This is a genomic window from Virgibacillus sp. DJP39 (assembly GCF_049310925.1).
GTDB lineage: Bacteria > Bacillota > Bacilli > Bacillales > Amphibacillaceae > Virgibacillus_F.
In genome coordinates, this window is record NZ_JBMERP010000095.1 from 1 (window position 1) to 11,614 (window position 11,614).

At 35.3% G+C, this 11,614-nt stretch carries 11 protein-coding genes and 1 pseudogene; 8 read left to right on the forward strand and 4 right to left on the reverse strand.

Annotated elements, in window-relative coordinates; translation table 11 throughout:
* From ACOI1D_RS19115 to yidC, 3 genes and pseudogenes are all read left to right on the forward strand, one after another.
* Positions 1-186 (forward strand): annotated as a pseudogene (locus ACOI1D_RS19115) (hypothetical protein); the annotation flags it as partial.
* 294 nt (positions 187-480) lie between these two features.
* Entirely contained in the window at positions 481-771 is a 291-nt protein-coding gene (locus ACOI1D_RS19120; protein ID WP_422503516.1) for a hypothetical protein, read from the forward strand.
* A gap of 27 nt (positions 772-798) precedes the next feature.
* The gene (yidC, locus tag ACOI1D_RS19125) at positions 799-1,545 is read left to right on the forward strand and encodes a membrane protein insertase YidC (protein ID WP_422503517.1); all 747 of its coding nucleotides are present in this window, start codon (positions 799-801) and stop codon (positions 1,543-1,545) included.
* Positions 1,546-1,652: 107 nt separating this feature from the next.
* Here the strand turns inward: yidC and ACOI1D_RS19130 are convergent, their stop codons facing one another.
* Together ACOI1D_RS19130 and ACOI1D_RS19135 are read right to left on the reverse strand one after the other, a co-directional pair.
* The gene (locus ACOI1D_RS19130) at positions 1,653-1,787 is read right to left on the reverse strand and encodes a hypothetical protein (RefSeq protein WP_422503518.1); all 135 of its coding nucleotides are present in this window, start codon (positions 1,785-1,787) and stop codon (positions 1,653-1,655) included.
* Positions 1,784-3,073 carry a tetratricopeptide repeat protein gene (locus ACOI1D_RS19135; protein WP_422503519.1) on the reverse strand — a complete coding sequence of 430 codons (1,290 nt, stop codon included), beginning with the start codon at positions 3,071-3,073 and terminating at the stop codon, positions 1,784-1,786. The genes ACOI1D_RS19130 and ACOI1D_RS19135 overlap by 4 nt, the downstream gene beginning before the upstream one ends.
* Before the next feature lie 381 nt (positions 3,074-3,454).
* Between ACOI1D_RS19135 and ACOI1D_RS19140 the strand changes: the two genes are divergently transcribed.
* The 3 genes from ACOI1D_RS19140 (at position 3,455) to ACOI1D_RS19150 (ending at position 7,200) form a co-directional block, all read left to right on the forward strand.
* Complete coding sequence (locus ACOI1D_RS19140) at positions 3,455-4,690, forward strand: S8 family peptidase (RefSeq protein WP_422503520.1); 1,236 nt, start codon at positions 3,455-3,457, stop codon at positions 4,688-4,690.
* Positions 4,691-4,837: 147 nt separating this feature from the next.
* A complete protein-coding gene (locus ACOI1D_RS19145) occupies positions 4,838-5,119 on the forward strand; it encodes a hypothetical protein (RefSeq protein WP_422503522.1) in 282 nt (93 codons plus the stop codon).
* A gap of 284 nt (positions 5,120-5,403) precedes the next feature.
* Positions 5,404-7,200, forward strand: a complete 1,797-nt coding sequence (locus ACOI1D_RS19150) for a LysM peptidoglycan-binding domain-containing protein (RefSeq protein WP_422503524.1) — start codon at positions 5,404-5,406, stop codon at positions 7,198-7,200.
* Between the two features lie 138 nt (positions 7,201-7,338).
* On the opposite strand, the gene ACOI1D_RS19155 is transcribed toward ACOI1D_RS19150, so the two are convergent.
* Together ACOI1D_RS19155 and ACOI1D_RS19160 are read right to left on the reverse strand one after the other, a co-directional pair.
* Positions 7,339-8,913 carry a BCCT family transporter gene (locus tag ACOI1D_RS19155; RefSeq protein ID WP_422503526.1) on the reverse strand — a complete coding sequence of 525 codons (1,575 nt, stop codon included), beginning with the start codon at positions 8,911-8,913 and terminating at the stop codon, positions 7,339-7,341.
* Between the two features lie 172 nt (positions 8,914-9,085).
* Entirely contained in the window at positions 9,086-9,685 is a 600-nt protein-coding gene (locus tag ACOI1D_RS19160; RefSeq protein WP_422503528.1) for a CBO0543 family protein, read from the reverse strand.
* Between the two features lie 161 nt (positions 9,686-9,846).
* Here ACOI1D_RS19160 and ACOI1D_RS19165 point away from each other — a divergent pair, with 161 nt between their 5' ends.
* Both ACOI1D_RS19165 and ACOI1D_RS19170 read left to right on the forward strand, forming a co-directional pair.
* Positions 9,847-10,947, forward strand: a complete 1,101-nt coding sequence (locus ACOI1D_RS19165) for a hypothetical protein (RefSeq protein WP_422503530.1) — start codon at positions 9,847-9,849, stop codon at positions 10,945-10,947.
* A 57-nt stretch (positions 10,948-11,004) separates the two neighbouring features.
* On the forward strand, positions 11,005-11,577 hold the full coding sequence (locus ACOI1D_RS19170; protein WP_422503531.1) for a histidine phosphatase family protein: 573 nt from the start codon (positions 11,005-11,007) through the stop codon (positions 11,575-11,577).
* The last annotated feature ends 37 nt before the right edge of the window (positions 11,578-11,614 follow it).

Sequence of the window (11,614 nt, forward strand, 5' to 3'; positions counted from 1 at the left end):
ATAAGTACAAAGCATCTTAACTTTATAGGAGAAAGAGCGCATGGGGTATTTATTTTATTGACTCAACCAGGAAGAAAATGGATATTTTCAAATAAGGAATCTGCTATTTATCCTATTGAAATTGAGTTAAAAAATAGAAATAAAATAATACTCAATTCAAATGAATTAAATTGTTATCTAGCTTAGGAACAAACTACATATGATTGAATTTACTTGTTCAACAACTGATGAGTCAAAAAATTAAAAATAGGAATCAATTTAGATAATTTAGCTTATCGCCAAGCATTAGTTCCACTTATGCAGTAAGTAAAGTTTTTATGTTTTCCTTACTGTCAAGAAAACATTTGGATAGTTCATTTTATCCAAGCTTTTTACATTGAAATTGCCTGAATTAAAGATGAAACCTTTTCAATATCACAAACGTATAACCAGGCAGAGCTTAATTGGAAATCAACAAAAATAAGGAAGGTGGAAAACAGTATGTTTGAATTTCTATTTTATTTACCTATGGACTTGCAGTTTTATGTTTTGTTTATGTCAGCATTGCTCCCGCTTTCCCTTCTTGTTGTCCATCAATATATAGATAGGTCTGATAACCTTTATTATTTGGTAAAAACAAGGTCTACTTATAATATATATACCACTAATAGTCTTCTCAATCATACAGATTTACCAATAAACACGATTATTATTTTCATAAAAAAGTGTATTAAATTAAAGGATTCGCCGAACGGAGATAACGACGATCATCATCTTCTTCTTACACCTTAGATTTTATAAATTGTAAGGAGGAGTAAGTTGAAACGTTTAATTGTTACATTCAGTATAGTTACCGGGATTATTTTAATTTTAAGTGGTTGTGAAAGTGGAGGGTCGGACGCAAATCTTCTCTACCAATTATTTGTTGATCCTTTCACATTTTTAATTAAATCAACGGCTTCTTTATTTAATGGAAGTTTTGGAATAGCGATAGTGTTAATAACTCTGTTAATTCGATTAACCATAATGCCATTTATGTTAAAGCAATCCAGAACTCAAAAGGAAATGAAAGAAAAGATGGCAAACGTCAAACCTGAGATGGATAAAATTCAACTAGAGTTAAAAAAGTCAGAGAATGGGGAAAAACAGAAAGAGTTGCAGCAGGAAATGATGCAGTTGTACGCCAAGCATGGAATCAATCCGCTTTCAATGGGATGCTTGCCACTTCTAATTCAAGCACCTATTCTGATGGGATTCTATTATGCCATTCATAGTTCAAAGGAAATTGCAACGCATAGTTTTCTTTGGTTTAATTTAGGGGTTCCAAATATAACAATGGCAATACTTGCTGGGATGATCTATTTTTTACAGTTTAAAGCACAGCAGAAGAAAATGACTGTAGGACAAGAGCAGGGAAGCCGGATGTTTCGCTGGATGGGGTTGCTTTCACCAGTCATGATTCTTGTGATTTCTTTTAATGTTCCTGCTGCGTTACCACTGTACTGGTCAGTGAGTGGTATATTTTTAATTACTCAGACGTTTTTTACGAACAAAATTTCTCTCTGAACTTTCTCTCAAAATAAGGAAGCTAGTGAGAAATAAGACACTTTATTTTAAATGGGCGTGATTCGATTTTGCGAATCACGCCCATTCCAATATATACACTCTAATACTTAATATTCCGGGTGATCTTCTCCATTAAGAGTGTCAGGTGATACATACACATTGCTAACGTTTGATTGTTCTAGAAATAGATAACTTCCAAAGATAAGTGTTGAAACCATTATTACCTTTACCATTTTTTTCATACTGTATTCCCCCCTTCCTCATTATTCATCCTATTACGAAGGTTAATGGATAATGAATAATAGTAACTAGATTTTTTATACTGAAAGTTTTCAGAATGTATGGTAGCCAGTTTTTCGTAAGTCTTGTATAAATTTATATAATCTTCTTTAAAGAAGGGAAGAACTACATCTTCTAGGTATTCTTTAAGACTTATATCTTCTTTAATTTCTAACTTTTTAATTGTAAGTTTTACCTTGTTGGTTATATCCTCAGGATGTAGATTTGATAGCCCTTTGTTTATCATTTTTAAAGCACTTTCCACATCGTTTTTGCTTAGATATCCTTCTACTAGACCATAAATAGTGTTGCCGTAATTAGCTTCTGCTGGATGTTTATAATTTAAGCTATTTAAGTAATAGTCAATTGATTTACTATAATCTCCTGCTTCAGAATATAGAAATCCAAGATTATTTAATATCTTACCGGTAAGAGTGGTGTCTCCAGATGATTTCGATATTTCTAGTAGATTATTATAATAATTTTTAGCTTCTTCAAACTTCTTAACTCTTGTGTAATTAATAGCCAGTATTAGCTGACAATCAATACTGCGTGGATAATATGCCATTTTATTAAATAATTCCAAAGCTTTTTCCCCGTAATATATGGCTAGAGTAATGTTGTTTAAATAACTATGAGTGAGGGCCAAATGATAAAATAATTCGTCATTATCATTCTTCAATTCTTTAAATTTTGTCTCAGCCTGACTAAGTAGTGTTAAACCTTTACTATGTTTTTTTTCTACACATGCAAGTATTCCTTTAAAATATATGAAGTAACATGATTGTTCTTGGTTTAAATTCTTATCATATTCTTTAATTGTATTAACAAGTTTATTTGCTTTATCTAGATCATTTAGTAACAGTAGATGTCTAATGCTAATTAAATCAAACCAGTATTTTAACGTGACTGCTAGGACTTCACCAGAAAAGTATTCTCCTAATTTTAGATATAATTCCTTCGCCTTAGTTATATTTCTGATCTTAATTAGCCTGTACCATTCCTCTAATAGGTCTTTTATTTCATGTCTACTTTTCAGAGAGGATGTGAAATCTACATTTAATCGTTTCATTAACAAATTTATAGTTTCTTCGTTAGCATTATCAAGCTTGTTATTTTCCAGTTTGCTTAAATAAGTAATGGAACAAATACCTGAAGCAAGTTCATGCTGTGTAATTCCAGTATTTATTCTATAGTGATAAATTAGTTTTCCATAGTCAGTTACAGGATAATTCTCTAATATATCCATTACAATGCTCCTTTTTCTCATTGAAAAAGACCTGCGAAAACTTCACGGTTATGTAATTGATATGTCTTTATTCAAAATAGAATAGCGTGAGTGGTATATGTTTGTAATATTGATACTATTTATATATTAATACTTTTTAGATAATTAATAAATAGATAAAAGGGCCCATTACTCTTTATCTATTTCGTTACCTCTACTCAGCATGTTGAAAAAAATCGACAAAAACTTACCTATTAAACTACTTTTTGCTTCTAATTTTCTCAATACTAGTCTTGTATAGAATGTGCTACAGTTAATATAGAAAATTCAAACAAATGAATTTTGTCGGATTTTCTATATCTACTAATTAGTAGAAAATAATTAAGGAGAGGATTTTGCAGAATGAAAAGCTTTAAGTTACTGGGAAGTATTTTAATGGTTGTTATTCTTATCGCCCCCTCTTTTACTGCACCGGCTGATGCGGCTGAAAAGTCAGACAGATTACGCGTTCTTATCACTTCAGTCAATGAAAATATTAAGGAGAATGCCAAAAAGAATTATGGTATTCGCTGGGATTTCAATCAGCAGGGCTTTACAACTGATATCACTACTGCACAGTTCCATGCACTTCAGAAAAACAAAAATTTAAGAGTAGAACTCGTTGACGAAGTGTCTCTGGATGCTAAACCTGGTTCTACTGCAACAGCTACACCAAGTGATCAAACTCCATGGGGAATGGAGGCGATGTATCAAAACGATGCAATTACGACTACTTCTGGAGGTAGCGGGGTTAAAGTAGCCGTTCTGGATACTGGTGTTATAAATCACACTGATTTGAAAAACAACATAGAGCAATGTAAAGACTTTAGCCAAAGGAATGCAAATTTGGTTACTAATTTCTGTGAAGATGACAATGGACATGGTACACATGTTTCCGGAACCGTTCTTGCTGATGGAGGTTCTGGAAATGGGATCTACGGGGTGGCACCTGATGCAAAATTGTGGTCTTATAAGGTGCTAAATCGTCGCGGTTCAGGTTATTCGGATGATATTGCTGCAGCAATCCGTCATGTTGCAGATGAAGCCAACCGTTTAAACGTAAACACAGTTATTTCAATGTCGCTCGGAGCTAGTTCAGAATCTACTCTCATAACAGACGCTGTTTCTTATGCTTATGATAATGGAGTATTAGTGGTTGCGGCAGCAGGAAACTCTGGGCCATCAGCTAATACAATTGGATATCCTGGAGCACTCGCTGACGCTGTAGCGGTTGCTGCTTTAGAAGATGTACAAGAAAATGGAACCTACCGTGTTGCTGACTTCTCTTCACGCGGTAATCCAAACACGGATGGCGATTATGTTATTGGAAAGCTTGATGTGGAAGTTTCTGCACCAGGCCGTGCTATTGAATCTACTTGGTACGATGGCACCTATCATACTATTAGTGGTACATCCATGGCCACTCCTCACGTTTCTGGACTGGCAGCGAAAATTTGGGCAACAAACCCAAGCCTTACAGCAGAACAATTACGTGCTGAGATTCAAAATCGGTCGACAAACAATGATATCTTAGGAGGATCTGGTTCAGCTGCAGGGGACGACTACGCATCTGGATTTGGGTTCCCGACCGTAAACTAATCAACTTTACTAGCTATAAGAAACCTACTGGGTACTCCTAGTAGGTTTCTTTTTTTAAGTAATAATTGAAAATCGTATTGAAGTTTTAAATCCAAATGTTATTAAACTAGTAGGTTTGTTTGCTTATCAATTAAGGAGGAAAAGAAGATGAAAAAAACATTGGTGCTCACATTATGTTTGCTTTTTGTTTTCAGTATAAACACCGCCGCTGAGACGACTTCTAACAAGAAGATCCCAGAACCGAAAATAAAGGTTACAGATGGAATGACACAAGCGGTATTCTCCAAAGAGGAAGCCATCCGAGAGACCGTTTATATTGAAACAACGGTTGACAGTGATGGAGATGGACAAAATGATAGAGTTCATGCTGAGGTTGTACGTCCAAAGGAAACTGAAGAGAGGCTCGAGATACCTGTTATTTATGAATAATATAAAAAAATTTTTTTAAGTTTTTTCCACGGAAATGAACTACTATCTTTGGTGGGGTGCCTTTATTATTTTATTTAATTAGAACCATCCGGTTAAGGTGGCAAATCGGGAAAATTTAATTTCGTTAAGAAATAAAAAGTGGATTAAATAAAAGCCAGACATGCATTTTTACTTATTAATCCGATAAGTTAGAGTAGTGGTTACAAAAAGTTGTGAAATGGTGTTGTATCCTTTTTAGAAGTAAGTGATAAATTGATTTATCAACTTTTTTAGGAGGGGCAATAATGCAAATCTTTTATACAGTTCGTCCTGGGGACACGGTTTATCAAATTGCAAGACGTTGGGCACTACCAATTGACTCTCTTATTGCAGCTAACAATTTGGTTTCACCTTATACAATTTATGTCGGTCAGCAGCTTTCCATTCCTCCTGGTGTTGATGCCATTCGTGTTAGAGCAGGAGATACGGTTTTTAAAATTGCTCAATTTTTCGGTGTGCCACAATCAGTTATTTTCGAAGCAAACCGACTTGAACCTCCTTATATGTTGCAAGTGGGCCAACTGTTGAGAATTCCTCCCGGTATCCCCTATTATGTTGTACAATCTGGTGATACACTGTATCAAATTGCAAGACGATTTAACAGTAATGCTAAACTGATCAGGGAGGTAAACAGGCTCCCATCTACTATTATTTTTCCAGGGAATAGGTTGATCATTCCATATGCACCTAGTGGGGGGAAGGGATTGATAGCCTATACATCAAACCGTGGTGGAGACTATGATATATGGTTATATGACCCAAGTACTGGGATTAATAAACAGATTACAACCGGTTTAGGAGAATCTTTCTCGATCCCATTTTGGTCATCAGACAGTAAAAAAATCGCTTTTGTTGGGAAGAATGGTATTCTGTATATCGTGCAGTTGGATGAAGGTGTAATTGCACGTATTGACCAGTTTATGGAGGGTTTCGGCATTTATTTGGATTGGTCACCAGATAGTCAAAAATTAGTTTATACGAAACAGAATGAGATAATATTGTACAATATTGTCACACACCAGGCCCAGAGAATAAACCAACCTAATGCTACCGATGTACAATGGTTTCCAAGTGGCACAGAACTGCTTTTTCAAGCCCCTGATGCATCAGGGATCAGTCAGCTTTTTTATATTCAAACTGATGGAACCGACAAACGGCAAATCACCCAAAACTCTAGTGGAGCATTTAATAATGTTCGTCTTTCCCCTAACGGCTTCTACTTGTTGTATACAACTCCTGGGGTTAGTATCTCACTTATTTATATTTTAGAGCTTTCAACTGGAAAAATATTTGAAGTCAAGGGAGGACCACTTGCTAAAAATTATTTTCCAGTATGGTCTCCAGATTCATTGACAATTGCATACAGCGCAACTGCATATGAAGATGTTGGTTATTTTTCATTAATAAACACTACAGGAAATCAAGGAGAAAACGAACAAACAAGGGCATTATCGGATTGCTTTGCTACTCCTGTTACATGGTCGCCAGATGGTAGAAGAATTGCTTATCTTTCTGGCTGTGATAACCAAGGAATAGCCAGCGAAATGTGGGTAGTTGACGTATTCCACCCTGTTCCGGTTCGATTAATAAAGGGTATTCTCATTACGTCCTTACAATGGTCTCCTTTGCCAGATTCTTTTATAGAAAAAACCTATATTAACACCATATATAACGTTCAATTTAATTATCCGATACATTGGAAACAGGTAGGGGACCTTAGGTATGAAGGACCGGATGGTTTTTTTCAAATTTCAGCGATTTCCACAGAAGAACCGATTAACCAAGTTTGCGAAAACGAAGCATTCCACCAACTATTACCATATGGTTCAGAACCTCGTATAGTACACACAAAAATTCAAGAGCAAGAGGCATGTTTTATTTTTCCGTCGGAGGACCAGCCACCGGAAATGAGAAGTCAAGCCGCTCTAATCATTCGTTATCCAACGCCAATTCAAATCGAGGGTATAACTTACAATTACTTTATTTTATGGGCAGACCAGGAACATATAAATAAAATAAGCTCGACCCTTGCTTTTATTTAGTAAACATTTCTGAAGTTGTGTTAGGGTCAATTCGTAATTTACTATATATAGGCCTGTTATGTAATAAGGCAAGTGTTCATCACCTTGAAAAATAATGTTGGTTGATGAACACTTGCCTATTTATTTTCCCCAAAAAGTTTACTTGCTTTTCTGTATGGATTTATCTTTCCTAATATTATATATCCACGCTTTATCTTCATCCATCATTTTCTTAGCAGCGTAAATTGTCAGGAACTGTATGACAATAATAGGTAGCCCCATGAGACCTGAAAGTACCTCAAGTGGAGCAAGACCACCTATTCTCATTAAAGTTAGAGCTATTATTGTTATAATAATGGCCACAATAATTCTCAAACTTTTTGAAGGCTCCGCTTTACTCATATTTTTCGTGCCTGTATAGGATGCAATTGTATAAGTTGTTGAGTCTAGTGTCGTTGTCAGGAAAATTATAGCAACGATTATAAAGACAGCAATTGCAATATTAGAAAGAGGTAATGAAGCTAATACAGCTGGTATAGCTGCCATTGAATCTTCCTTGACAATATCTAAAACAGGAACTTGTCCAGTAAGATACCGGTGTACACCAAGCCCTCCGAGGACGCCAGTTGCTACCCAGGATATTAGTGTAGGTGCCAGTAAATATGTTAATATCATTTCTTTTATTGTTCGACCTTTGGATATTTTTGCAGCAAACACACTGTGCAGCATCGCCCATGTTGCACTGTAGGCAAACCAAAATACAGTATATGTTTCGATATGCGTGCTTCCTTTCATATCCAATGAATTGGTATAAAGTGACATGTTTACATAATTCGATATAAGAAAACCAACACTGTCTGTAAAGTAATTGAGAATAAATATACCAGGTCCTGCTAGTAGAACGAATACAGCAAAGCCACCAGCAATGTACATATTTAAGGTACTTAGTTTCTTGATTCCTTTTTCTATACCTAAATATGCGCTAATCGAGAATAGGAAAACCCAGACAATAGTTACAATTAATGTTAATGTAAACGAGAGTTCTATGTTAAATAACTCTGATAGATTGTAAGTAACAATAGGTGCTCCGAGTCCCAGGGTTACAGCTGCACCAGCTAGTATACTGACTAGAAAGATTACATCCAGTACTTTTCCCCCTAAACCATCTGTAAACTTGTCACCAAATATCGTGCGGCATGCTTCGGAAATCCGCATAAATGGCTTCTTACGGACATGCAGAATATAACCCATTGCTGGCGCAGCCATTACGAAAATAGCAAATACCTGAAAACTCCACAAAAACATACTGTACGAATTTCCCCACAGTAGCGCTTGGGTAGATCCAGCTTCTACACCAGACGGGGGATCTAAAGCAACAGAGGCCCATTGTACCATTCCTGTACGCATAATTGTGGATCCTAGGCCCATTGCAATTAAAATAGAAGAATATTCAAATAAGGTGAACCTTGGCTTCTCTGTTGGATCACCTAAAACGACGTTCCCATACTTAGAAAATGAGAAATATAGTGCAGCCACCACTAATATTATTCCGTACCAAATATAGCCCCATGTGAACATTTCCACAATTTTATCAAAAATACCATTCAGCAAACTTAGGGATTGATCCTCGTACAGAGAAAAAGGGATAATGATTGCGATAATAATTAGTAAAGAAGGGGCGAAAATTCTGTAGTCAATTAACTTTCTGCTTGCCCCTTTGCTATCTTGATTCATCTTGAAACCTCCAAATATAAGTTATTACTGTATTAACATAGCGGTGATAAAAGTAATTAAAGGCACCGACTGATTTCTAATACCACGTAAATATAATTGTGAAACATCACTTAACCAGGAAAATTTTTGAAGAGAGTCCCAGTAATTAAAAAAAGAACCAACAACGAATAAATCATCGCTTCAGTTCTTCTTGTTCCAGCTTTTTAAAATACGTGATTATGCACCAGACAATAATACCTAACAACCAATAGATAGGGAAAGAATATATGTTTTTCCATGTAATTTCTTTATATATAAGTAACCATTCCATTAAGGGTTCTCCTATAAAAGCTGTAAATGCGGATAGGAAACCTGCAGATATAAAGAAGCTTTTTAAATTATATCCCCATTTTTGATACACCAGCATAAATGGAATGATTACAATCCCAACATTATAAGGATACATTTGTGGATTTATGTATGGAGAAAGCCGAACGATGTAGGTCCATACCATAGCATTACTCCCTATGGAATCAAGAAAAGTAGCAGCAACACCATAAAATAAACCAAACGATGTTATTTCAATCACTCTTTTCTTATCCACGAACTTCCACCATACAAGTGGAGGTAATAAAGTTAATGCAACTAAAAACCACCATCTTAAACTTAAGTAGTTATGGGTGCGCCAATAAGTTTGAAGTGTATCATAAAATTCTTGCTCTACTTTTAATACGTTATCTATAGTAATGGATAGGTATGGCATATCAATGAATTGAAGCAAGACATATTCCATAAAAGCACCTCATTTCGTTCCTTTTTAGAGTTTATTATGTCCAAGAGTTGGCGAATTATATTAGCAGTTGTTTCAGTAAATGAGACATATCCATGAAAGGTGGAGGTCGTATAGCAAATGTATTATAATATTGATAACAACACATAGAGGGTAGGGGTAGCATGATAGCTTCTTTTTCTGTTAACAAAATAGCGTGGAAGCGGATGTTATTTTTTCTATTTCTAATTTTTATTCCAAATTATCTCGTGATGAAAATAAAACTTGTAGGGCCTGTGAACGACTTAATAGCCTTAGGCACAGCAATTGATTTAGTAGTAATTCTGCCGTTAATGCTTTACTTTCTGGGATTTAAGAAAAGAGTTTCCTTGCTTGTTTTGTTTGCATTTGTTTTTTTGGGATTACTCCTTGCTAATTGGATGATTCCAAGAGAGGCAGATTTATATCTTACTTATTTTAATCAAACAGTTTTAATACTTGAAGCCGGTCTAATTACGTTTGAATTAGTCGTATTAGTTGCGTTAGTAAAAAAATTCCCTGTACTTCTTAATAATTATAGGAAAGAGAAACATATACATTATCACTTTCTATTAAGTTTTTCGGCTGCAATCCAACGCACATTTGTTTTTAAGAATGAAAAACTGAACAAATTCCAGTTCACTTTACGGGTCTTGGCTACAGATATCGCAGCAGTGTACTATAGTTTGTTCAGTTGGCGAAAAAAAGCCCCAATTGTGAAGCAAGGACAAACCCATTCATTTACCTTTCACAAGAATGCGAGTTATCTAGGTGTTTTTTTTCTATTAGTTCATGCCATGGCTTTGGAGATTGTAGCAGTTCACTTCTTAGTTGCACAATTCAGTCATACATGGGCCTGGATACTTACAGGACTTGATGTTTATGCTATGTTATTTATTATTTCCGATTATCAGGCTATTCGCCTTTCACCTGTTATTTTGGATTCAAATGGCATTCATTTTCAAGAAGGTATTCGGCAGTATGGCTTTGTACAATGGAAGGAAGTAAAGGGAGTCACTGAAAATATACTGACTCCAAGTGAAGTAGATAAAGAACGAAAAAGTATTTCCTTAGCACTACATGGACTTGAAAGAGATCAAATTCCTTATGTGATTAAACTAAATCAACCTGTTAAAATTCGCCAGATATTTGGATTTAGGAAAGAAATCCTGTCCATATATATTAAAATGGACAATACTGAGGAGTTCACTAGTGCTATTAATTCTTACTTGAAATTACAGTCATAAACACAAATGTTTGTTCAGTTAAGAACTATTTTCACAAAAAAGAATGGATGTGTATGGATGATAAAAATTGGTTTTGTTCGTCATGGGAGCACTGCTTGGAATAAGCAGGGAAGAGCGCAGGGTAATTCCGATATACCACTGGATATTGAAGGACTTACGCAAGCTAGTAAACTTGCAGAACGTTTGAAAACAGAAGAGTGGGATTTCATCTATTCAAGTAATTTACTTAGAGCACGCCAAACTGCAGGAATTATCGGAGATAGAATAGGAAACAATCAAATAGGTTTGGATAAAAGACTAAGAGAAGTAGGTGGTGGCTATATTGAAGGGACTACCGAAATTGAAAGAATTGAAAAGTGGGGAAATAACTGGAGAGAATTGGACTTAGGGATTGAACAGTCGGACAAGGTTGTCGAGAGAGGACTGGCATTTTTAAACGAAATATTAGAAAAACATCATGATAAAAAAGTATTAATCGTTAGTCATGGATCCTTCATTAAACATCTTCTGAAAGACCTGGTACCTGGATTGGATGAAGCATCTCTCAAAAACTGTTCTATCACTAAACTTGAAAAATCAACTGAAGGATGGGAAATGAAGTTACATAACTGCACAATGCATTTAACATAAGTAAGAGAGAAGGGAAGCAGAGATCATATATCTGCTT